The organism is Janthinobacterium sp. (assembly GCF_031995485.1).
Classification (GTDB): Bacteria; Pseudomonadota; Gammaproteobacteria; order Burkholderiales; family Burkholderiaceae_D; genus Janthinobacterium.
This window is the reverse complement of sequence record NZ_DAMAGB010000021.1, coordinates 54,113-76,514: the sequence shown is the minus strand read 5'-3', so window position 1 is coordinate 76,514 and position 22,402 is coordinate 54,113. Positions and strand designations below refer to the sequence as shown.

General features: G+C 63.8%; 17 protein-coding genes. 12 read left to right on the top strand and 5 right to left on the bottom strand.

Annotation, left to right across the window (positions count from 1 at the left end; genetic code table 11):
• Positions 1-196 precede the first annotated feature (196 nt).
• From RTQ46_RS13795 to RTQ46_RS13785, 3 genes are all read left to right on the top strand, one after another.
• Positions 197-580: a hypothetical protein gene (locus tag RTQ46_RS13795; RefSeq protein WP_312437343.1), complete on the top strand. Its 384-nt coding sequence runs from the start codon at positions 197-199 to the stop codon at positions 578-580.
• Between the two features lie 3 nt (positions 581-583).
• A complete protein-coding gene (locus RTQ46_RS13790) occupies positions 584-907 on the top strand; it encodes a hypothetical protein (protein WP_312437341.1) in 324 nt (107 codons plus the stop codon).
• Between the two features lie 74 nt (positions 908-981).
• Complete coding sequence (locus tag RTQ46_RS13785) at positions 982-2,478, top strand: serine hydrolase (RefSeq protein WP_312437339.1); 1,497 nt, start codon at positions 982-984, stop codon at positions 2,476-2,478.
• Between the two features lie 29 nt (positions 2,479-2,507).
• On the opposite strand, the gene RTQ46_RS13780 is transcribed toward RTQ46_RS13785, so the two are convergent.
• The 5 genes from RTQ46_RS13780 to RTQ46_RS13760 all read right to left on the bottom strand — a co-directional run bounded on the left by RTQ46_RS13780 (position 2,508) and on the right by RTQ46_RS13760 (position 6,934).
• A complete protein-coding gene (locus RTQ46_RS13780; protein WP_312437338.1) occupies positions 2,508-3,281 on the bottom strand; it encodes a ferredoxin--NADP reductase in 774 nt (257 codons plus the stop codon).
• Between the two features lie 243 nt (positions 3,282-3,524).
• Complete coding sequence (locus RTQ46_RS13775; RefSeq protein WP_312437336.1) at positions 3,525-4,100, bottom strand: DJ-1/PfpI family protein; 576 nt, start codon at positions 4,098-4,100, stop codon at positions 3,525-3,527.
• Positions 4,101-4,180: 80 nt separating this feature from the next.
• Positions 4,181-5,107 carry a Gfo/Idh/MocA family oxidoreductase gene (locus RTQ46_RS13770; protein WP_312437335.1) on the bottom strand — a complete coding sequence of 309 codons (927 nt, stop codon included), beginning with the start codon at positions 5,105-5,107 and terminating at the stop codon, positions 4,181-4,183.
• Positions 5,108-5,154: 47 nt separating this feature from the next.
• Complete coding sequence (locus RTQ46_RS13765; RefSeq protein WP_312437333.1) at positions 5,155-6,141, bottom strand: aldo/keto reductase; 987 nt, start codon at positions 6,139-6,141, stop codon at positions 5,155-5,157.
• Between the two features lie 16 nt (positions 6,142-6,157).
• Positions 6,158-6,934, bottom strand: a complete 777-nt coding sequence (locus RTQ46_RS13760; RefSeq protein ID WP_312437332.1) for an SDR family NAD(P)-dependent oxidoreductase — start codon at positions 6,932-6,934, stop codon at positions 6,158-6,160.
• Positions 6,935-7,048: 114 nt separating this feature from the next.
• On the opposite strand from RTQ46_RS13760, the gene RTQ46_RS13755 reads away from it, so the two are divergent.
• The 9 genes from RTQ46_RS13755 (at position 7,049) to RTQ46_RS13715 (ending at position 22,288) form a co-directional block, all read left to right on the top strand.
• Positions 7,049-7,987 (top strand): LysR family transcriptional regulator, encoded by a 939-nt coding sequence (locus RTQ46_RS13755; protein ID WP_312437331.1) that lies wholly within the window; start codon positions 7,049-7,051, stop codon positions 7,985-7,987.
• An 11-nt stretch (positions 7,988-7,998) separates the two neighbouring features.
• Positions 7,999-9,087 carry a hypothetical protein gene (locus RTQ46_RS13750; protein ID WP_312437329.1) on the top strand — a complete coding sequence of 363 codons (1,089 nt, stop codon included), beginning with the start codon at positions 7,999-8,001 and terminating at the stop codon, positions 9,085-9,087.
• A gap of 282 nt (positions 9,088-9,369) precedes the next feature.
• Positions 9,370-9,771: a DUF2946 domain-containing protein gene (locus RTQ46_RS13745; RefSeq protein WP_312437328.1), complete on the top strand. Its 402-nt coding sequence runs from the start codon at positions 9,370-9,372 to the stop codon at positions 9,769-9,771.
• A gap of 84 nt (positions 9,772-9,855) precedes the next feature.
• Positions 9,856-11,967 (top strand): TonB-dependent receptor, encoded by a 2,112-nt coding sequence (locus RTQ46_RS13740; RefSeq protein WP_409518333.1) that lies wholly within the window; start codon positions 9,856-9,858, stop codon positions 11,965-11,967.
• A gap of 8 nt (positions 11,968-11,975) precedes the next feature.
• Positions 11,976-13,511 (top strand): PepSY domain-containing protein, encoded by a 1,536-nt coding sequence (locus tag RTQ46_RS13735; RefSeq protein ID WP_312437325.1) that lies wholly within the window; start codon positions 11,976-11,978, stop codon positions 13,509-13,511.
• Positions 13,512-13,544: 33 nt separating this feature from the next.
• Positions 13,545-16,757: a PAS domain S-box protein gene (locus tag RTQ46_RS13730; protein WP_312437324.1), complete on the top strand. Its 3,213-nt coding sequence runs from the start codon at positions 13,545-13,547 to the stop codon at positions 16,755-16,757.
• Positions 16,754-18,670, top strand: a complete 1,917-nt coding sequence (locus RTQ46_RS13725; RefSeq protein WP_312437322.1) for a PAS domain S-box protein — start codon at positions 16,754-16,756, stop codon at positions 18,668-18,670. Before RTQ46_RS13730 ends, RTQ46_RS13725 begins: the two co-directional genes overlap by 4 nt.
• A gap of 262 nt (positions 18,671-18,932) precedes the next feature.
• On the top strand, positions 18,933-21,431 hold the full coding sequence (locus RTQ46_RS13720; RefSeq protein WP_312437321.1) for a TonB-dependent receptor: 2,499 nt from the start codon (positions 18,933-18,935) through the stop codon (positions 21,429-21,431).
• A 92-nt stretch (positions 21,432-21,523) separates the two neighbouring features.
• On the top strand, positions 21,524-22,288 hold the full coding sequence (locus RTQ46_RS13715) for a hypothetical protein (protein WP_312437319.1): 765 nt from the start codon (positions 21,524-21,526) through the stop codon (positions 22,286-22,288).
• The last annotated feature ends 114 nt before the right edge of the window (positions 22,289-22,402 follow it).

The window sequence follows — 22,402 nt, the reverse complement described above, 5'->3', positions numbered from 1 at the left end:
CACACATTATCACCATTTCATATTGGCGGAAATATCGGCATCAATGCGGTTCAATCATCGTGATTTTTTTTTGAACAGGGAGCATATTATTGCAGTGCACGATAACAGTGCAATTCCATATGTTTCTCCCATTGCCGGTGCATGGCGCGAAGTCCCGCGATATAATGCGCCGCGATAACGCTGATAAAACCTGAAAATGATATTGACAGTTGGTGAACATTTTGATGCCGGGCAAGTGCATGACTTGCTTGAACGATTTCTCGATACCGTGAATACGCGCGATCGTGTTGCGCTGCAGCGCGACTGGGCCATGGCGCCTGCGGTGGCGGAGGAGCTGTACCAGGATCTCGACAGTTATTTTCCTGCCCGCCCGGCGATCACCGTGGCGCCGCGGGACCTGGCAGGCAAGACCGTCCCCGGCGTGCGGCCCATGCTGGACGCCTTTCTCAGGCACGACCACATGCTGGGCCTCGAATGCGTGCTGTTCGGCGACGGCGTGCCGGGCGAAGCCATCCTGCACGTGGACATCCGGCACACTGCGGGCGTCCTTTCACTGCACTACCGATATACAGGCTCCTGAACCATGAACATCACCGAGAAACAGCAGCGCATCTGCGACCGATATGGCTTGCGGGCGCAGCCATCCGAACCGATGGTGGCCGTCGCGACAGGCAGCCTGGAGCAGTCGCCGATCTACGGCACGCGCATCGACCTGCCGGAAAATGGCACCATCAGCTGGTTTATTCATTGCGGCGACCATTCCGACGCCCTCGATTTCTACCAGCCGCTGCACGCAAGCCACCTGCAGGAACTGCTGCCGCAGGTGCTGGCCTACCTGGCCTTGCCCAGCGGCGCCAGGTTTATTGTGGATAGGAGCGGGTACGAGGACGTGTGGATGGACGAGTAGATTGTTGTTGACCTTGATAACTGCTTGTGTGATGCTGCATAGCAATTTTATAACAGTTAATCGAAGATCACATCATGCTCAACCGCTTGCCGCTGTCCATGCTGGTCGCCGCACTCTTCATGTCGCCGCCCTCTGCCGAAGCGGCCAATGCCATGGCGCCAGTGGCGCAAGCGGAAAACGTGGAGCAGGGAATTACCGCTTTTCTGCAAAGCGAAATGCGGGAACGGGACATTCCCGGACTGCAGATTGCGGTAGTACGCCATGGCAAGGTGGTGTTGTCGCGTAATTTTGGCGTGGCCTCGCTGCAGTATGGCGTGCCGGTCACCGGCGCCAGCCTGTTTTCCATCAATTCCGCCACCAAGTCATTGACGGGCGTGGCCGTCATGCAGCTGGTGCAGCAGGGCAAGGTCGAACTCGATGCGCCCGTGTCGCGCTATATCGCCGGCTTGCCCCAGGCGTGGCAGTCCGTGACGATCGCCCGCCTGCTCGACCATACGTCCGGCCTGCCCGACGTGCTGAACCAGGCCACCGGCAAACTGGTGGGGCCGCAGCCGGACGATCCCGAGGCGGCGTGGAAAGCGGTGCAGGCGCTGCCGATGGACTTCGTCACGGGCCAGCGCTTTCGCTACAACCAGACCAACTACGTCCTGCTGGCCCAGGTGATCGAACGGCAAAGCGGCATGCCCTATGTGGACTTCATCCGGCAAGGGCAGTTCGTTCCGGCGGGCATGCGGCACAGCGGCTTTGGCGATGCCAAGGATGTGGTGCCAGGCAAGGCCAGCTCATACTATCTGGCCGGCCAGGAGTATCGCAATGTGATCGAGGATTTTCCCGTCTTTATGCGCGCCGGCGCCGGCATCAACAGCAGTGCCGACGAACTGGGCAAGTGGCTGATCGCGCTGCAGTCAGGCAAGCTGCTGAAGCCGGAAAGCCTGGCGCGCCTGTGGCAGCCGGGAACGCTGGCCGATGGCAAGCCGGCGCCGTGGGCCTTGGGCTGGCCCGCGATCCGCCGCGACGGCCACCGCGCGGTGGCCGGCATCGGCGGCGCGCGTTCGGCGTTTTATGTGTATCCGAACGACGACCTGGCCATCGTGATCCTGACCAACCTGGCCGGCGGCCAGCCCGAACAGCTGATCGATACCGTGGCCGGCTTCTATGTGCCGGCGCTGCGCCAGCAGGCGGGCGGCGCCTATGCCGGCTATCTGCTGCGGCAAGCCATCGGCAGGAAAGGCTTTGACGGGCTCGGCCCGCAACTGTCCGCCATTCGCCAGCAGCATGCGCTGCCCAATCCCGACGAAGGCGAGCTGAATGCGTGGGGTTATCGCCTGCTGCGCCAGCAGCGGACCAGCGATGCGCTGGCCGTGTTCAAACTGGCGGTACAGCTGTATCCGGACAGCGCCAACGGCCACGACAGCCTGGCCGAAGCGGGCGAAGCGGCGGGCGACCAGGCGCTGGCCATCAGCCACTACCGCCGTTCGGTCGAACTCGATGCTGACAACGGACATGCGATCGAACGGCTCAAGCAGCTCGAAAAAAACGAAAAAAGCCCGGCCTCACCGCAAATACGGTGAGGCCGGGCTTTTCGTGAACGACAGAACGATTATTTCTCGGCGAATGCGCGCTCGACCACGAAGTCGCCAGGCGTGGAGGTATTGCCTTCCTTGAAGCCGCGCTCTTCCAGCATGTCTTTCAGGTCGCGCAGCATGTCGGAGCTGCCGCAGATCATCACGCGGTCGACGGCAGGGTCCAGCGCAGGCACGCCCAGGTCTTCGAACAGCTTGCCCGTTTCGATCAGCGAGGTGATGCGGCCCATGTTGCGGAAGTCTTCGCGCGTGACGGTCGGGTAGTAGCGCAGCTTGTCGGTGACCATTTCGCCCAGGAACTCGTGGTTCGGCAGGTGCTCGACCAGCAGGTCGTGGTAGGCCAGCTCGTCGACCTGGCGCACGCCGTGCACCAGGATCAGCTGGTCGAAGCGCTCGTAGATGTCCGGATCGCGCACGATGCTGAGGAACGGCGCCAGGCCGGTACCGGTCGACAGCATGTACAGGCGCTTGCCTGGCAGCAGGTAGTCCGATACCAGCGTGCCGGTCGGTTTGCGGCCAACGATCACCGTGTCGCCCACCTGCAGGTGCTGCAGGCGCGAGGTCAATGGACCGCCCGGAACCTTGATGCTGAAAAACTCCAGATGTTCTTCGTAATTGGCGCTGGCGATACTGTAGGCGCGCAGCAGCGGCTTGCCGTCGACGCGCAGGCCGATCATCGTGAAATGGCCATTCGAGAAACGCAACGAAGGATCGCGCGTGGTGGTAAAGGAGAACAGGGTATCCGTCCAGTGGTGCACGCTTAAGACGCGCTCTTCATTCATCGAACTCATAGTATTTGTTTGCTGGTCAAAAAAATGGTTAGGTGCTGGCAAATGCTGGCAAAAAAAAGTGACATCCTGCGTCGGTCAATGCCTATTGTAACGGCCTCCACGCGAAATTGTTACCGTCTATCGCCGCCAGGGCCGCCGCACACGGTGCCGACATTATAGTGCCGATGACAAGTTGCGGCTGTAAAAGCACGAAAATGAGGGGAGGGACGGGGCGAAAATCTTGATCTGAGGCAGCTTTTGCGCCTATCCTTGCGCGCCGTGTTCGCGCGCGTGCAGCGCCAGGTAGGCTTGCAGCTCGTCGCCGGCGATGCCCAGCGCGGCCAGCACCGCGGCGGCAAACGTGACGGGCGCGGTGCCGGGCGCCGTGATCACGCCCCGGTCGGCCACCGCATGCGGCACGTCCTGGTACAGGGCCGCGCCCGCATAGCCGGCCAGGGTAGCCAGGTTATCGGCAGAATTGGAGGTGTGGCGCACATGGTCCAGCACGCCAGCTTGCGCCAGTACGCGCGTGCCGTCACAGATGCCGGCCAGCACGATGCCACGCTGCTGCGCGGCGGCCAGCAGGGCGCCGATATCGGGCGCTCCCGCGCTTTGCCAGGCCGGACCGCCGCAGACCAGCAGCACGTCCAGACCGTCGAGTTCGATTTCGTCGATGGCCAGCTGCGGTGTCACTAGCAGGCCGCCCGCCGACAGCAGAGGCTTGCCTTGCGGCGCGGCATAGCGCACGTCGAAGCCGAAATAATAGCGGGCCGATGCATTGAAAAGGGCGGTTTCCCAATCGGCGAAATTGTCGGTCAGGACGGTGATGGCGCGCGGCATAAGAATCTCCTTGAAAATAGTTGGATGACTACAGGATGACGACTGTACGACACGCGCCTGTCAGTTTCTGTCAGCAGCAATCAGCTGTCAAACGCCTCGACTTCCTTGCGCTTGCCCAGCATAAACGCGTCGGCCACATGGCGCAGCGGCGACAGGTCGACGTCGGACTGGCCGTTTTTCACCAGGCTGGCGAAATGGCGGTACAGCGACGGGTATTCGCCTTCTTCCGGCAGTTCCTGGGCGACACCGTCTATCCACAGTTTCGCGCCGCCATCGGCCATGCGCAGTTCGCCGGCACCGGTGGCCACATTGATTTCCCAGCTCTGCTTGCCGGTCTGGCGCCAGTCGAATGCCGCGTGCACGGCCAGGCCGGTGGCGTCCGTAAAGCGCAGGTCGGCCGCGATCGGCGCGTCGCGGTTGGCCGGAAACTCCAGCACGCCCGACTTGAGAAACATGGCGTTGGGCAAAATTTCCGTGACAATCGACAGCGCGTTGATGCCCGGATCGAATACGCCCAGGCCGCCCGCTTCCCAGATCCATTCCTGGCCCGGATGCCAGTGGCGCACGTCTTCCTTCCAGATCACTTCGACCTTGCTCGGTGCATGTTTGGCCAGGAAGGACTTCATCACCTGCACGGCCGGCGCATGGCGCGAATGCCAGCTGGCGAACAGGGTCACGCCCTTGGCTTGCGCCAGTTTTTCCAGGTCGGCCACTTCGGACAAGGTCGCGCCCGGCGGTTTCTCCATAAACACGTGCTTGCCGGCCGTCAGGGCGGCGTGCGCCGCTTGGTAGCGATGCTGCGGCGGCATGCACAAGGCCACGGCTTCGATCTCCGGCTGCCTGGCCAGCATCTCGTCGATCGACGTAAAGCCCGGCAGGCCGTCTATGCTGGCGTTGCGGCTGGCCGAGGCCAGCAAGTGAAAGTCGCCGTTGGCGGCGATGGCAGGCAAGTGCTGGTCGGTGGCAATCTTGCCCACGCCAACGATACCCAATTTAATAGCTGTCATTGATGCTCTTTTCGATAAACGTTGTGGATCATATGCGAATGGCAATCTTACCAGCGCTGATGCACAAATGGGGCGATGCGATGCTGGTAAATGTCGCGCAGCGCCTCCATGGTGTCTGCAGGCAGGGCAGGCAAGGCGCTGGCGGCGCTGTTGGCGGCGGCCTGCTGCGCATTGCGGGCGCCGGGAATCACGGTGCTGACCGACTCTTCCATCAAAATCCAGCGCAGCGCGAACTGCGCCATGGTGATACCGCCCGGCACCAGGCGGCGGATGTCTTCCACCACCTCCAGCGCCACCTCGTATGGCACGCCCGAGAACGTTTCGCCCTTGTCGAACGCTTCGCCGTTGCGGTTGAAGGCGCGGTGATCATCGGCGGCAAACGCCGTATTGACGTTCATCTTGCCGGTCAATACGCCCGAGGCCAGCGGCACGCGCACGATCACGCCAATCTCGCGCTTTTTCGCCTCCGCAAAAAATAGCTGGTTCGGTCGCTGGCGGAAAATATTGTAGATGATCTGGATCGACGCCACATTCGGGTATTCGATGGCTTTCAGCGCTTCCTCGACCTTTTCCACCGAGACGCCATAGTGGCGGATCTTGCCGGCGCTGACCATGCGGTCCATGATGTCAAACACTTCCGGACGGTAATACACGTCCGGCGGCGGGCAGTGCAGCTGCACCAGGTCCAGGCAGTCGGTGTCCAGGTTGACCAGCGAGCGCTCGACGAACGCCACCAGGTTTTCCTCGGTGTAGCCATCGGCCACGTGCGGACTCAGGCGGCGACCGGCCTTGGTCGCCACATACGGACGTGCGCCGCCGCGTTCCTTGAGCACTTCGGCGATGAAGCGCTCGGAGCGGCCGTCGCCATATACGTCGGCCGTGTCGATAAAATTGGTGCCCGCGTCCAGCGACGCGTGCAGCGCTGCCTTGGCGTCCTCGCTGGAGACATCGCCCCAGGCGCCGCCGATGGCCCAGGCGCCAAAGCCGATTTCGGAAACGTTGTGGCCGGTGCGGCCGAATGGTCGTAGTTTCATTTTTTTATCTTTCTATTTACGGCATTAACTGGCCGCCATTGACTTCAATAATTTGCCCGGTGATATAGCCGGACAGCGCTTCCGAAGCGAGGAATAGAAACGCACCCACGCATTCCTGCGGCAATCCCGCGCGGCCCATGGGAATGGTGGCGCTTTGCGCGGCCATCATGGCGTCGGGCGTGTCGCGCACGTGGAACGGCGTCAAAATCAGCCCTGGCGCCACCGCATTGACGCGGATCTTGTCGGCCACGAATTCCTTGGCCTGGCCGCGCGTCAGGCTGCTGACAAAGCTCTTGGCCGCCGCATACAGCACGGCGCCGTTGCCGCCGCCATTCCTGGCCGCAATCGAGGTGGTGTTGATGATAAAGCCGCCGCCGGCCGCCTTCAGGTGCGGATGGGCGGCAATGCTGGCCTGCCAGACCGATTTGGCGTTCAGGTCCAGCACCTCGTCGAAATGCGCGTCGGTCGCCTGTATCGTGGGGATGCGGCCCAGCATGCTGCCGGCGTTATTGATCAGGCCGTCCAGCCCGCCCAGCAGGCGCGCTGCCTCGTTTACCACGCGCGCCGTTTCGCCGGGGGCCGCCAGGTCGCCCTGCAGCAGCGTGATATGGCCGGGATACTGCGCGCGCAGCTGCTCGGCAGGCTCATGGCTGGCGTTATAGTGCAGCACCACATGCGCGCCTTGCGCGGCAAAGCCCAGCACGACGGCAGCGCCGATGCCGGTCGAGCCGCCCGTGATCAGGATGCGCTTGCCGGCCAGGTCGCCCAGCGTCAGGTGTGTAGCGAGTGTCATCGGTTCTCCAGTGTGGGGGGTATTTTTATAGGCAAGATCGTACTGTGGATGAAGCGGGACATGATAAGATTTGGCGTGATTCAGATTCATTGAAACAGTGAGTGAAATTCATCCATGTCCGTCTTTGACCGTATCGAACTGGCCGACCTGCGGGTTTTCCTGACCATTATGCGCACGCGCAGCTTCAAGGCCGCTGCCATCCAGCTCGGTCTGACGCCATCGGCGGCCAGCCACGCCATGCGCCGGCTGGAAGAGCGGCTGGGCGCTAAATTGCTGAATCGTACCAGCCGCGCGGTGGCGCCGACCGACACGGGCCTGGCGCTGGCGGCGCGCCTGGAAGAGGGCTTCGACACCATCGGACATGCGCTGGCCGATATCGACGCGCCGGGCGCCGGCCGCTTTGGCGAGCTGCGCATCAATGTGTTTGCCGACGCGGCGCACCTGATGATCGCGCCGGCGCTGCCCGAGTTCGCGCGGCGCTGCCCGGACGTGAAGCTGACGGTGGTGGTGGAAGACCGGCCCATCGATATCGTGGCCGAAGGCTATGACGCAGGCATCCGCTATGGCGACTACGTGCCGGAAGACATGATCGCCGTGGCGCTGTCCGGTCCGCAGCGCTGGGTGGTGGCAGGCTCGCCGGACTACTTGGCGCGCCGGGGCGAACCGCTGCGGCTGGACGACCTGGCCAGCCACAGCTGTCTGCAGCTGCTGCTGGGAGATAATTCCAGCTACCGCTGGGAGCTCAACAGCAGTGAAGCGGGGCAGGCCCCGGTCAAGCGCGGCATCCGCGTGCCCGGCCTGATCACCATCAACAACACGGCCGCCACGATTGCCGCCGCCAAGGCGGGCGTGGGCCTGGCCTATTTGCTGGAAAGCCGCATCGCCGCCGAGATTGCCGAAGGCAGCCTGCGCGTGGTGCTGGGCGCACACGCAGCCGATGGCGAACCGTTCCATATGTATTACAGTAGCCGTCGTCACAAGCATCCGGCGCTGCGCACGCTGGTCGATATTATCCGCGGACAGCAAATGCTGGCCCCGCTGCAATCACCATAGGTTACGCCCACATGAAAAATCCTGATGTCGTTCATCCTTTTCAAGTCACGCTCACCGATACCGGCTTCGGCACGCTGACCACGCTGGTGGCCGAAGCAGGCGTCTCAGCCAAGCAAAGCATCTGTTCGGACGGCAATAGCCTGCTGACCAGCTATGTCTACGACGCCAATGGCAGCTACAAACTGGTGTACACGGTGGTCGGCTCCGATGGCGCCAGCGTCAGCTATGCGGAGGACGACGGCATCCTGCCGACGCTGTTTCTCGGCCCGCAGCGGCAAGCTTATGTTTCGATCGTGCCGTACCACCCGGACAAGGAACTGGAAATCAGCATCCCCGTGTTTCAGCGCGACGCTGTGGAGCTGCCCAAGGCAGGCCGGCCGTTCGTTGGCGACTTTATCGGCGCCACCGCAACGGCGGCGATCTTCCACGAGGCCGACTGGTCCGAGAAAAAGCCGGACAAGCTGCTGGCAATCGAGTTTGCCGATGGCCGCATCAAGAAAAAGCACAACAGCAAATTGCCCTTGCCCGGCAATAACAGGATTGCGGTTGGCGCCAACGGTATCCACTTGCTGGCCCAGCACGAGCAGGGCTGGCTGCACCGGCAGGTGGATGAGCAGGGTAATGTCATGCGCGAGCGGATCGTGCTGTCGAAACCGATCTATTGCCTGCAAATCCTCAGCCTGTCCTTCGAGCAAACCTCGTATCTGCTGGCCCAGCAGGACGGCAAGATCATTGTCGTGACCATCGGGCCGGACGGCAGCAGCGCGGTGGTGGAACTGGCGGACTTTGCCGACGAGTTCTACAACACCTGGCTGCCGGTCGATATCGGCGGCGGTACCCTGGTAACGCGTTTCAATGACGAGTTCGGCAATGGCTGGCTGACCACCAGGGAAGACAGGTTGCTGGAACTGTTCTACAGCAAGGGCGAAACCGGTTACAAGAATCTGCTGACCGGCGACGTGATTGCGATGCCGCAGGCGGACCTGGTCCTGTCGAGCGTCAACAAGACAGGCGAGCAGGGCTACGCCCTGGTGTTCTATCCTTCGTCGCAGGATGATGCGCAGAACAAGACCCTGTTGGTGCTGAACCGTACGCTGTGATTGCCGCGCTGGCCATTATTTTTTAACCGGATCTGCAGGCATATGCCGGTGTGACGGCCAATATCGTTGACGCGGATTCTGTCGGGTTACGCGCAAGCGCTAACCCGACCTACGGATACAGACCCGTAGCCAGTGTGACCGCCAATATCGCTGATGCAACGTAGGTCGGATCAGGCGCAAAGCGCCGTAATCCGACACTATTGTTGACGCGTTTGATGTCGGGTTACGCGCAAGCGCTAATCCGACCTACGGAGGCGGCCGTTTCCTCGTTATAATACTGCCATGCTGAAACGGACGAAACGCACACTGCTGCACACATGGCTGGCCATCCTGGCCGTGCTGTTTGCCGCCGTCGCGCCGTCGATTTCGCATGCCTTGGCGGCGCCTGCCGTCTCGGTGCCGTCGGCCTTGCTCATGCAGATCTGTACCGTCGATGGCGTGATGGAGATGGCGGCCAGCGATACGGATATGAAAAAGTCCGGCATGGATCCCGTCGTCCATGCTTTTGAACATTGCCCGTACTGCAGCACCCATGCGGGTTCGTTTGCCTTGCTGCCGGGCGCTGCGATGAATTTTGCCGTCAGCGGCGGCCACGAAGTCTTTCCTCCTCTGTATTACCGCGCACCGGCGCCGCTGTTTCTGTGGTCGTCCGGAAATCCGCGCGCACCGCCCGTACTGGCTTAAGACCCATTCCTTGCTTGCCGGCCCTGCGCGCGTCTGTTGATGCGTGCTGCGGCAAGCCGTCGAACTTTCTTTTGCCAGACCTATATGAACATCACACTTTCCGGACCCTGCGCGCTTGCGCTGGCCATGCTTCCATGCGCCGCTTTTGCCTCTGAAGAACCGGCCTTGCCATCGGTCGTCGTCACCGCCGGCAAAACTTCCACCCTGAAAGCACCGGCCTCGACCGGCTCCGGCCTGGAACTGACGCCCATGCAGACCCCCGCCAGCATCGAGCTGATCTCGCGCGCCACCTTGGAAGAGCGGGGCGATACCAGCCTGGTCGACGCCATCACGCGCGCGGCGGGGATCGGCAATATGGCGCATCCGGGCAACGGCGGCAGTTCGCTGTCGGCGCGCGGCTTTACTGACACCACCTCCGTGATGCGGCTGTACGATGGTGTACGTCAATATGGCGGCGTGGGACTGACGTTTCCGTTCGATACCTGGTCGGTCGAGCGCATCGAAGTACTGCGCGGGCCGGCATCCGTTATCTACGGCGATGGCGCCATCGGCGGCGTGGTCAATGTCATCCCCAAAAAACCCACGCCGGGCGCGATCCGCAATGAACTGCAGGCCAGTGTCGGCAGCGACAATACGCAGCGCCTCGGCTTGGGCAGCGGCGGCGCCATCGATGAGCGGTGGTCGTACCGGCTGGACGCCAGCGGCAACCGCTCGGACGGCTGGGTCGACATCGGCCAATCGCGCGACCTGTCGTTTTCCGGCGCGCTGCAGTGGGATGCAGCGCCAGGCTTGCGTATGAGCCTGCGCCACGCGCAGGGTTTGCAGCATCCGGTGCGCTATTTCGGTACGCCGCTCGTCGATGGCCGCCTGCTGCCGGCCCTGCGCGAGAAAAACTACAATGTTGCCGACAGCACCATCCGCTACGACGACCGCTGGAGCGAACTCGGTGTCGAATGGACGCCTGAGGCCGGCGCCACCGTGCGCGCCCGGCTGTACCATATCGACAGCCAGCGCCATTACCGCAATGCGGAGCGCTATCTTTATAATCCGGGCACCGGCCTGGTCGACCGCTCGGACGATACGGAAATCCTGCACCACCAGCGGCAGACGGGCGCGACCGTCACCGGGACCCATGCGGGCAGCGTGCTGGGCCTCAACAACCAGGTTTCGCTGGGCGCAGACTTCAGCCGCAGCAGCTTCCAGCACACCAACAATGGTTATGCGGGCCAGCCCGATCCTGCCTCCGTCAACCCGTTCGATCCCGTCCCCGGCCAGTTTGTCAGCGAGCAGCCGACCGTGCCGCGCTACCGCAATGGCGCCAGGCAATATGCGGTCTTTGCCGAGAACCGGCTGGAAGTCACACCGGCCTGGTCCGTGCTGGCCGGCGCCCGCTACGATCATGCGGTAGTGGACCGCCGCAACCTGGTCAGCGGGCTGGCCGAGTTCGAGCAGTCCTATGCCAATACGGGATGGCGGCTGGGCACGGTATTCGATGTGTCCAATGACCTGGCCCTGTATGCGCAATTTGCGAAGGCGGCCGACCCGGTCGGCGGCCTGCTGATGCTGTCGGCCGCCAACAGCAAGTTCGACCTGTCCACCGGCCGGCAGCTGGAAATAGGATTGAAACAGGCCTTCTGGCGCCAGCGCGGCGAGTGGACGCTGGCCGCCTATGGCATCCGCAAGAACAACCTGCTGGCGCGCGACCCCGTCAATCCGCAGCTGCGGGTGCAGGTGGGGCAGCGCTCGTCGAAAGGCATCGAAACCACGCTGGGCCTGGCACTGGCCAGGGGCGTGCGGCTCGATGCCAACGCCAGCGTGCTGCGCGCCCGCTATGACGACTTTATCGAGGCTGAATCGGGCGTGGCCGTCTCGCGTGCCGGCAAGGTGCCGCCCGATGTGGCGCAAAAACTGGCAAATGCCTGGCTGAGCTGGAACTTCCTGCCGGACTGGACCGCCAGCGGCGGCGCGCGCCTGGTGGGACGCCGCTATGCCGACAATGCCAACCGCATCGCCATGCCGGGCTACGGCACGCTGGACCTGGCGCTGCGCTGGAAGGCAACGCATGAGACCACCGTATCGCTGCGCGCGACAAATATGCTCGACAAACAGTATGTCACGACGGCGTATTACACCGCCAGCCAGTGGTTCGTCGGTCCTGGCCGCGGCGTGGAAGCCACCGTCCACACCCGTTTCTGATGCGCGCCATGCTATCGACGCTGGGTAGCCGGTCCCGGCGCCTGTGCTACCAGTTGCACCGCTGGACGGGCATTGCCGCCTGCCTGCTGATGCTGCTGTGGTTTGCCAGCGGCATGGTGATGCTGTTTGTCGGCTATCCCAAGCTGACGCCATGGGAGCGGCTGGCCAATATGCCGGCGCTGCAGCCTGCCACCTGCTGTATCGGCCCGGCCCCGCTGATGCGGGCCGATACCGGCGCCATCACGCTCACTACGGTGGCGGGCGCGCCGGTGTACCGGCTGCGCGATGGACATGGACGATGGCGGCTGTTCGATGCGCGCAGCGGCAAGGCGGTCGACGCCACCAGTACCGCCCTGGCGCTGGCCTCGGCGCGCGCCTTTGTGCCGGGCGCGTCCGCGCAGTACCTGGGCCTGGTCGAGGAGGATCGCTGGACCCACTCGCGCGCGCTCGATGCCCACCGGCCCCTGCACCAGGTGCAGCTGGACGATGCGGCGCAGACCATGCTGTATCTGTCTTCCGGCTCCGGCGAGGTGGTGCTCTATGCGCCGCGCAGCGAGCGGCTGTGGAATGTCGTCGGCGCCTGGCTGCACTGGATCTATCCGTTGCGCAATCATTCGACGGATCCGCTCTGGAGCTGGATCGTCATCATCGCCTCGGCGGTGGCGACGCTGACGGCGCTGACCGGCACGCTGGCCGGCATCTGGCGCTGGCGGTTCACCGGCCGCTACAAGTCGGGCGCCCGCACGCCGTACCGGGAGCGGTGGATGCGCTGGCATCATCTGCTCGGCCTCGTCTTTGCGGCCATCGTCTGCACTTGGATCTTCAGCGGGCTGATGTCGATGAATCCGCTGCGCATATTCGATGCACAAGGGCGGAAGCCTGACCTGGCGGCCTGGCGCGGCGGCAATCCGGGCCGGCTGCGGCTGGCGTTGGAACCTGCGCAGGCCTTGCGCCTGTTGCAGGCACGGGGTTTCCGGGCCGTCGAGCTGGAATGGCGCGTGCTGGCCGGCCAGCCATTCCTGCTGGCGCGCGACGTGGCCGGCCACACCCGGCTGGTCGTCATGGAAAATGGCACGCTGACAGTGCGGGAGCACTTTGCGCAAGCCACCGTGCTGCAGGCGGCAAGCCGGCTGATGCCGGGCGTGGCGGCACAAGGCGGATGGCTGCATGACTGGGACGCCTATTATTATGCGCGTGCGCCGGAAGCGATGATGGGTGCGCTGGAGCGGCGCCTGCCCGTGCTGCAGCTGCGCTTTGCTGATCGGCAAGAAAACTGGGTCTATCTCGACCCGGCCACGGGCGAGGTGGCCTTGAGCGTGGACCGGCGCCAGCGCCTGGGCCGCTGGCTGTTCAGCTTTCTGCACAGCTGGGACGTGGCACCGCTGCTGCGGGCCGGGCCATGGCGTGCAGCGCTGCTGATCTTGCTGAGCCTGGGTGGCGCGGTACTGAGCGGCACCGGCGTGGTGATCGGCTGGCGGCGGCTGCGCGCCAACCGGCGGGCCGCCAGCCGTGCCGGAAAAGCGGGCAGTAGCCGGTATAATTGACCGCAATCGACTTATCTTCCACGCTGGGACTCCATGACTGCCGCTCCACCTGTTTTACCATCGACATTTCTGCAAGGGGCAGGCAAAGTCGGCGACATTATCCTGGCAAAGGACTGGGCAGCCAGCACGCTGGGGCCGCTTGCTGGCTGGACCTCGACGATGCGCGGCGTGGTGGCCATGCTGGTTCGCTCGCCGATCGCCATGGTCACCATGTGGGGCGAACAGGGCACGCTGATCTATAACGAAGCCTATTCGGGCTTTGCCGGCGCGCGCCATCCGGAAATCATGGGCATGACCGCCACCGAGGCGTTTCCGGAAATTGCCGAGTTCAACCGCGAGATCATCCCCGTCGTGCTCGGTGGAAAACCGCTCAGCTTCAAGGACCAGGAGCTGACGTGGATGCGCGACGGCAAGTTGCAGCGCTACTGGCTCAATCTCGACTATTCGCCCATCTATGACGAGCGTGATCAGGCGGTTGGGATTATCTGCGTGGTGGTCGACACCACCGACAAGGTGCTGGCCGAGCGCAAGATCAAGGGCGAGCATGGCCGCCTGGCGCAGATGTTCGAGCAGTCGCCGGGCTTCATGGTACTGCTGCTGGGGCCGCAGCATGTGATTACCCAGGCCAATCCTGCTTATCTGGAACTGATCGGCTACCGCGACGTGATCGGCCGGCCGGTGGCCGAGGCCGTGCCCGAGACGATCGAGCAGGGCTTTGTCGGCCTGCTCGACGCCCTGTATGCCAGCGGCGAAACCTACCGGGGCTCGGCGGTACCGTTCAGCGTGGCCGCCACCGACAGCACCGCCGCCCATGAAAGCTATCTCGATTTCGTGTATCACCCGCTCAAGGATGAAGATGGCGCGACCTTCGGCATTTTCGTGCAGGGTGCGGACGTGACCCAGCGCGTGCTGGCCGAAAAAGCCTGGCGCGAAGGCGAGTCGCGCTTTCGCGTATGGGCGCAGGCAATGCCGAACCAGGTCTGGTCGGCCGATGCCGCCGGCAAGCTGGACTGGTTCAACGAACAGATCCATGCCTACAGCGGCGCCGGAGCGAGCGAGCTGGGCGGCGACGGCTGGCCGTCCATCGTGCATCCGGACGACGTGGTGCACGCGATTACGCGCTGGCGCGATTCGGTCGACAGCGGCCAGACCTACGAGGCTGAATACCGCATCCGGCGCCACGACGGCCAGTACCGCTGGCACCTGATCCGCGCCTTGCCTATCCTGGACGAAGCTGGCGAAGTCAGCAGCTGGATCGGCACCAATACCGATATCGAAGACCAGAAGCTCAATACCTTCAAGCTCGAGTATCTGAATGCCACCCTGGCAGAGCAGGTCAGCATGCGCACGGCCGAACGCGACCGCATGTGGCGGCTGTCGAACGAAATCATGCTGGTGGGCGATTTCCATGCCACCCTGGTGTCCGTCAACCCGGCCTTCGTGGCCGTGCTGGGCTGGGCCAAGGCCGAGGTACTGGGCAGCAGTTTCATGGAGCTCGTGCATCCCGATGACCGCGAAGCTACGCTGGAGCAGGTGAGTTTGCTGGCCGGCGGGGCGCGCACGATCCAGTTTGAAAACCGCTACCGGCGCAAGGATGGCGGCTACAGCCTGCTGTCGTGGAGCGCCGTGCCTGATGCGCAGTATATCCACGCGGTGGCGCGCGACGTGACGGCCGAGCGCGCCAATGCGCTGGCGATGCAGCAGACGGAAAAGGCGCTGGAGCAGTCGCAGAAAATGGACGCCATCGGCAAGCTGACGGGTGGCGTGGCGCACGACTTCAACAACCTGCTGCAAGTGATCTCCGGCAACCTGCAGATGCTGGCCACGGTGCCGTTTGCCCATCCGCGCGCGGCGCAATGGGTGGAAAATGCGATCGGCGGCGTGAACCGGGGCGCCAAGCTGGCCAGTTCCCTGCTGGCGTTCGGCCGGCGCCAGGCCCTCGAGCCGCGCGTGCTGAAAATCGGCAAGCTGATCATGGGCATGGAAGACATGCTGCGCCACGCGCTGGGCGAGCCGATCGATATCGAAACCATTGTCTCGGGCGGACTGTGGAATACCCTGGTCGACCCGACCCAGGTGGAAACGGCCCTGCTGAATCTGGCCATCAACGCGCGCGATGCGATGGACGGGCCGGGCCGGCTGACCATCGAGGTGGGCAATGCCTACCTCGACGAGCCGTACTGCCGCAACCATGCCGAGGTCACGCCGGGCCAGTATGTGATCCTGTCCGTCACCGACACCGGCTGCGGCATGACGCCGGACGTGCTGGCGCACGCATTCGACCCGTTTTTCTCGACCAAGCCGGAAGGCAAGGGCACCGGCCTGGGCCTGTCGATGGTGTATGGCTTCGTCAAGCAGTCGGGCGGCCATATCAAGATCTACAGCGAAGTGGGGCAAGGCACCACGGTGCGCGTCTACCTGCCGCGCTCGATGGATGAAGAAGCGCGCCAGGAAACGGTATTGCTGGCCGAGGCGGCGGGCGGCTCGGAAACCATCCTGGTGGCCGAGGATGACGAAGAAGTGCGCACCATCGTGGTGGAAATGTTGAATGGCCTCGGTTATCGCGTGCTCAAAGCCAACGATGCGGCGGCGGCCCTGTCGATCCTGGAAAGCGGCATCGCGGTCGACCTGCTGTTTACCGACGTGGTGATGCCCGGTCCGCTGCGCAGCGCCGACCTGGCGCGCAAGGCGGCCGAGCTGCTGCCCAACCTGGCCGTGCTGTTTACCTCGGGCTATACGGAAAACTCGATCGTGCATGGCGGCCGGCTCGATCCTGGCGTGGAACTGCTGGGCAAGCCTTACTCGCGCGACAGCCTGGCGCGCAAGATCCGCCAGGTGCTGGCCAGCCGCAAGCCGGCCGTGGCGGCAGCGCCTGCCGCCGCCGTCACTGCTGCGGCAAGCGCGCCATCGGCTCCGGCCACGCGCAAGATCCTGCTGGTCGAGGACGAAGACGCCGTGCGCAATATCACGCTCGACATGCTGCAGTTGCTGGGCCACGAGGTGCAGGCCACGGTCGATGGCATCGAGGCGCTCGCTGCGCTGCAGGCGGCCAGTTTCGATATCCTGATCACCGACCTGGGCTTGCCGGGCGTATCCGGCGTGGCCGTGGCCGAGGCGGCCCGCCGCCTGCATCCGGCCATCCATATCGTGATTGCCAGCGGCCAGGCGAAAATCGATAACGCACCGGCCGACGCCGTGCTGCTCAAACCTTACAACTTTGCCAGCCTGCAGGCGGTACTGCCATGAACCTGAACCTTGTCAGCAATACACCGTGGACCGGCTGGTTCAACCGCGACCTGATCGAAAACATGCCGGTAGGCGTATATGTCTGCGACCACGAAGGGGTGCTGGTCGCCTACAACAAAAAAGCGGCCACGATCTGGGGCCGCGAGCCGGTGCTGGGCGACTCGCAGCAGCGCTTCTGCGGCGCACACCGCCTGCACCTGTCCGACGGCACCTACGTGCCGCACCACCTCACGCCGCTGGCGCAGGTGCTGGAAACGCAGCAGCCGTATGCGTTCGAGGCGATGGTGGGGCGCCCGGACGGCACGCTGCGCAACGTGGCCGCCAATGTGGCGCCGCTGTTCGATGACCAGGGCAAGTTTGTCGGCTTCGTCAACTGCGTGCTCGATATTACCGACAGCAAGCGCACCACCGAACATCGCGACCGCATGTGGAATCTGTCATTGGACCTGATGGCCACCCTGTCGCTCGACGGCGGCATGCAGGCCGTCAATCCGGCCTGGACCGCCACGCTGGGCTGGCCGCGCGAGACATTGTTGGGCGCCGATATTGCACCGCTGATCCATCCGCAGGACAGCATGCTGTTCGCCGAAAAACTGCGCGCCGTCGCCCTGCTGCACAAGGTAGCCACGTTCGAAGCGCGGCTGCTGGGCAAGGATGGGCAAGCGTGCTGGGCCTCGTGGAACCTGGTGTCCGACGGCGCCGCCATTCACGTGGTGGCGCGCGATATCAGCGTGCAGAAAGAACAGGAAATCGCGCTGCAGCAGGCCGAGGAGGCGCTGCGCCAGTCGCAGAAGATGGAAGCGATCGGCCTGCTGACGGGTGGCGTGGCGCACGACTTCAACAATTACCTGACGGTGATACGTGGCTCGGCCGACATATTGAAACTGCCGAACCTGCCGGCCGAACGGCGCGAGCGCTTTATTGCCGCCATTTCCGACACGGCCGACCGCGCTGCCAGGCTGACGGCGCAGTTGCTGGCGTTTGCGCGCCGGCAAGCCTTGAAGCCGGAAACGTTCGACGTTTGCGCCGCCATCACCGGCATCCGCGACATGATCGGCACCCTGGTCGGCTCGCGCATCGAGGTCGAACTGGTCCTGCCAGGACACCCCTGTTTCGTGCACGCCGATCCGGGCCAGCTCGATACCGTGATCGTCAACATGATCGTCAACGCGCGCGACGCCATCGTTGAGAGCGGGCGCATTACCATTACCGTCAGCGAGCAAAGCGCGGTACCGCAAGTGCGCACCCATGCGGGCAGGCAGGGCAGTTTCGTGGCGATTGCGATCACCGACACGGGCAGCGGAATCGGGCAGGACCATCTCGACCGTATCTTCGAGCCGTTCTTTACCACCAAGCCGACGGGCGAGGGCACGGGCCTGGGCCTGTCGCAGGTGTTCGGCTTTGCCAAGCAGTCGGGCGGCGAGATCGCGGTCGACAGCACGCCGGGCGTGGGAACCACGTTTACCCTGTTTCTCGACAGTTGTATGGAAGACTGCAGCAACAAACCAGTGGCGCTGCTGCCGACGCCCATGCCCGCCGGGCATGCTACCCGCATCCTGGTGGTGGAAGACAACCCCGAAGTGGGCGCCTTCGCGCAGGAAATGCTCAGTGAACTCGGCTATGTCATCACGCTGGTGGCCGGCGGCCAGGCGGCGCTGGCCATCCTGGCCTCGGGGCAGGTGGTCGACGTGGTGTTTTCCGATATCGAAATGCCGGGCATGGACGGCTTGCAACTGGCCCGCCATATCCGGCAAGCCCGGCCAGCGTTGCCGATCCTGCTGACGACAGGCTATACCAACAGCGCATTCGGCCAGGGCATGCAGGGCTACGAAGTGCTGCAGAAGCCATATTCGATCGAACAGCTGGCGACGGCGATGCAGCGCTTGGCGGCGCTGGCCAGCGTGGCAAAATAGCGGTGCGCAGCCGAGGAAAGTGCCCAGCCTTTTCGCTTCTTGGGAATAAGCATTGCACGACGCAAAGCTCATGAATAGCCAGGCTGTTTCTGCCGATCGCATGCGCCGCTGCAAGCGCAAGGCTTAGTTATCGGCAAATTGCGCGCAAGCATATGCAGTATGGTTCGTTCAGTTTTGCGCTGCCGCCCTTTATATTGCCCGGACACAATAACGAAAGGTTAATATGTCAGGGAGTAACAAGGGTATCAATAATAAGGCGTTGGTGAAACGCCGGTTGCAGCGCACTACCTTGAGCTGCGCGATTGCCGCCACATTCGCCGGCGCCACGATGCAGGCACAGGCGCAGCAGGCGGCCGAATCGGCGCAAGCGGCGCCATCGCCGCAGGTGGTGGTCACCGGCACGCGTGTGTCGAACCGCTCGGTGCTGGACACGGCCTCGGCGGTCGACGTGGTGTCGGCCGAAACGCTGAACAACGTGGGCGTGACGGAACTGAGCCAGTCGCTGGCCAATGCGCTGCCGGCGCTGAACTTCCCGCGCCCGGGCCTGGTCGACGCCACCGACTCGGTGCGTCCCGTGACCCTGCGCGGCCTGTCGCCGGACCAGGTGCTGGTCCTGGTCAACTCCAAGCGCCGCCATTCGTCGTCGCTGGTCAATGTCAACGGTTCGGTGGGGCGCGGTTCGGCCTCGGCCGACCTGAACACGATTCCGTCTAGCATTATCAACAGCGTGGAAGTGCTGCGCGACGGCGCTGCCGCCCAGTACGGTTCCGATGCGATTGCCGGCGTGATGAACTTTCGCCTGCGCGAAAACAGCAGCGGCGGCTCGCTGTTCATCAACGGCGGCCAGCGCAACACCACCTACGGCTTCAATCCCGGCACCTTGCCGGCCGGCCTGGGCCTGACGGCCCCCACGTCACGCAGCCGCACCGACGGCGAAGCGCTGACGGTGGGCGGCTGGAAAGGCTTCAGCCTGGGCGAAGACGGCTTCCTGACGGTGGCTGCGGAACTGAAAAAACAAAAACATTCGGAACGCAGCGGCTACGACACGCGCCAGTTCTACCAGAAAATCAACGGCGCCTTCGATCCGCGCGAACTGACCGTCAACCGCTACGACACCTGGTCGGGCGACCCGGAACTGAAACAGGCGACCCTGTTCGCGAATGCCGGCCAGACCCTGGCGTCCGGCCAGAAAATTTACGGCTGGGCCAGCTACCAGCGCCGCGAGACGGAATCGGCCGGCTTCTTCCGCCGCCCGCTGCAGGATGAAAACATTGTGTCCGTGTATCCGGACGGCTATCTGCCGATCATCGCCCCCACCGTCGACGATTATAGCGGCGCCATCGGCACCAGCTGGACGGGGCAGGGCTGGGACTACGACCTGTCGCTGACCTACGGGCGCAACAAGATGGCGTTCGAGGTGGACAACTCGATCAACCGGTCGATTGGCGCGGCCAGCAAGACCAGTTTCGACGCCGGCGGCTTTGCCTACCAGCAGGTGGCGGCCAACTTCTCGGCCGTGCGGCCGGTGCCCGTATCGTTCCTGCCGGCGCCGCTGAACGTGGCCGTGGGCGCCGAAGTGCGTCATGAAAACTACGAGCTGTTTGCCGGCGAACCCGATTCCTACCGCTATGGCGGCCAAGTATTGGCCAACGGCACGCCGGCGGCGGCCGGCGCCCAAGTCTTTCCCGGTTACACGCCCGATAATGCGATCGACCAGGGCCGCCATTCGACCGGCGCGTTTGTTGACCTGGAAACCAGGCTGGCGCCAAAACTGCTGGCCTCGTTCGCGGCGCGCGCCGAGCGCTATTCGGACTTCGGCAACAACGTCACCGGAAAGGCCGCCGCGCGCTACGACTTCACGCCGTCGTTCGCGCTGCGCGGCTCGCTGCAGAACGGTTTCCGCGCGCCATCGCCGCAGCAGCAGTTCTATACCTCCACCTCGATGACCTTCATCGATGGCGTGGCCTACAATATCGCCACCTTCCGCCCGGACGACGCAGCCGCCGTGGCGCTGGGCGCGAAACCGCTGGACGCCGAGAAATCGGTCAACTTCTCGCTCGGCGCCGTCTTGCGCTTTGGCGAGCTCAGCATCACGGCGGACGCCTATCGCATCAATATCGACAACCGCATCGTGCTGTCGGAAAACATGACCTCGGCCGCCGTGCGCAACTACCTGGCCAGCCAGGGCTTCACCGGCGTCGGCGGCGCGCGCTTTTTCATCAATGGCGTCGATACCAACACCAAGGGTCTCGATGTGGTCGTCAACTGGCCGTGGAAGTCGGCGGCTGCGGGCCGCTTCGACTTCACGCTGGCCGGCAATTACAACCAGACGGAGGTCACGCGCGTGCCGGTCACCACCGAACTGGCGGCGCTGAACCCCGCGCCCTCGCTGTTCGGCCGCTCGAACGTGATCGGCCTGGAAAAAGGCCAGCCGAAGAACAAGGTGACGGCGTCCGTCAACTGGAAACTGCAGGACTTCGGCGTGTCGGCCAGCGCCACGCGCTATGGCGAGACGATCTCGGCCGGCAGCACGGCCGCCACCGACTTCGTGGTCTCGCCGAAAACCATCGTCAACCTGGAGGGCCGCTATGCGCTCACCAAATCGACCCAGCTGGCGTTCGGTGCCGACAACCTGTTCGACATCTATCCAGATGCCGTGCCGGCCTCGCTGAACACCACCGGCGCCGTGCCGTTCGCCAACCGCGCACCGTTCGGGCGCGGCGGGCGGTTTGTATATGCGCGCGCCAGTTACAAGTTTTAATTTTTAATCCCAACTGCCGAAATGCCGGGGTCGGACCCTGAGGGTCCGACCCCGGTCTTCGCTCTTGGGTTGCTTTAATTCAAGGAATACCAATGTCACAAAAAGTTAACAAACTCCTGGCGCCACTGCTGCTGGCAATCTGCCTGCCCTGCCACGCCGCCCAACCGCTGGACACCTACCTCACCATTTCCACCGGCAGCCTGCCGATCGTCTTGTCCGTCCCGCATGGCGGCGAGGTGGCGCTCGACGGCGCCGCCGAGCGGGTCAACGGCACGAAAGTGCAGGATGACAGGGTCAACCAACTGGCGGCCGCCATCCAGCGCCAGCTGCAGGCGAAGACGGGCAAGGAGGCCTATCTGGTGGGGGCGAAAATCAGCCGCAAATATGTCGATTTCAACCGCCGCGCGGACGAGGCGTACGAGTCGCCCGACGCCGCGCGTGTCTACGAGGCCTATTACGGCGCCTTGCGCCGCGCCGTCAACCGCGTGCGCGCGCAGCCGGGCGCGCTGCTGGTCGACATCCACGGCCAGAGTTTCAAGCGCGACGTGGTGTTTCGCGGCACGGGTAGCGGCCTGACGGCGCGCAACGCCCGATTCTATGGCGAGCCGGATGGCCTGATCACGCGCCTGAACGTCGCCGGCCTGAATGTGCAGCCGGAGACGGCCGAGGCGAAAGAGCAGCACTTCAGCGGCGGCACCATCGTGCGCGTGTTCGGCTACCAGGCGCCGCAAGGGATCGACAGCGTGCAGCTGGAATTCGGCGCCAACCTGCGCACCACGCCGGAGCGCATCGAACAGACGGCCGCCATCGTGGCCGACGCGCTGATCCGCCATCTGCTGGCGGCCAACGAAAACTAGGCATCGCCGGGGCAGCGTGGGCAAAAATGCCCGGCTGCCTGTACCATTCTCTTTTCTTCAAGCATCAAGGAACACCGACATGATTTCTCGCCACTGCCGCGCGCCGTTCGCCGC

Coding starts and splice junctions, on each gene's coding strand:
- RTQ46_RS13795 (WP_312437343.1), top strand. CDS start 197: ATGATATTGACAGTTGGTGAACATTTTGATGCCGGGCAAGTGCATGAC.
- RTQ46_RS13790 (WP_312437341.1), top strand. CDS start 584: ATGAACATCACCGAGAAACAGCAGCGCATCTGCGACCGATATGGCTTG.
- RTQ46_RS13785 (WP_312437339.1), top strand. CDS start 982: ATGCTCAACCGCTTGCCGCTGTCCATGCTGGTCGCCGCACTCTTCATG.
- RTQ46_RS13780 (WP_312437338.1), bottom strand. CDS start 3,281: ATGAGTTCGATGAATGAAGAGCGCGTCTTAAGCGTGCACCACTGGACG.
- RTQ46_RS13775 (WP_312437336.1), bottom strand. CDS start 4,100: ATGCCGCGCGCCATCACCGTCCTGACCGACAATTTCGCCGATTGGGAA.
- RTQ46_RS13770 (WP_312437335.1), bottom strand. CDS start 5,107: ATGACAGCTATTAAATTGGGTATCGTTGGCGTGGGCAAGATTGCCACC.
- RTQ46_RS13765 (WP_312437333.1), bottom strand. CDS start 6,141: ATGAAACTACGACCATTCGGCCGCACCGGCCACAACGTTTCCGAAATC.
- RTQ46_RS13760 (WP_312437332.1), bottom strand. CDS start 6,934: ATGACACTCGCTACACACCTGACGCTGGGCGACCTGGCCGGCAAGCGC.
- RTQ46_RS13755 (WP_312437331.1), top strand. CDS start 7,049: ATGTCCGTCTTTGACCGTATCGAACTGGCCGACCTGCGGGTTTTCCTG.
- RTQ46_RS13750 (WP_312437329.1), top strand. CDS start 7,999: ATGAAAAATCCTGATGTCGTTCATCCTTTTCAAGTCACGCTCACCGAT.
- RTQ46_RS13745 (WP_312437328.1), top strand. CDS start 9,370: ATGCTGAAACGGACGAAACGCACACTGCTGCACACATGGCTGGCCATC.
- RTQ46_RS13740 (WP_409518333.1), top strand. CDS start 9,856: ATGAACATCACACTTTCCGGACCCTGCGCGCTTGCGCTGGCCATGCTT.
- RTQ46_RS13735 (WP_312437325.1), top strand. CDS start 11,976: ATGCTATCGACGCTGGGTAGCCGGTCCCGGCGCCTGTGCTACCAGTTG.
- RTQ46_RS13730 (WP_312437324.1), top strand. CDS start 13,545: ATGACTGCCGCTCCACCTGTTTTACCATCGACATTTCTGCAAGGGGCA.
- RTQ46_RS13725 (WP_312437322.1), top strand. CDS start 16,754: ATGAACCTGAACCTTGTCAGCAATACACCGTGGACCGGCTGGTTCAAC.
- RTQ46_RS13715 (WP_312437319.1), top strand. CDS start 21,524: ATGTCACAAAAAGTTAACAAACTCCTGGCGCCACTGCTGCTGGCAATC.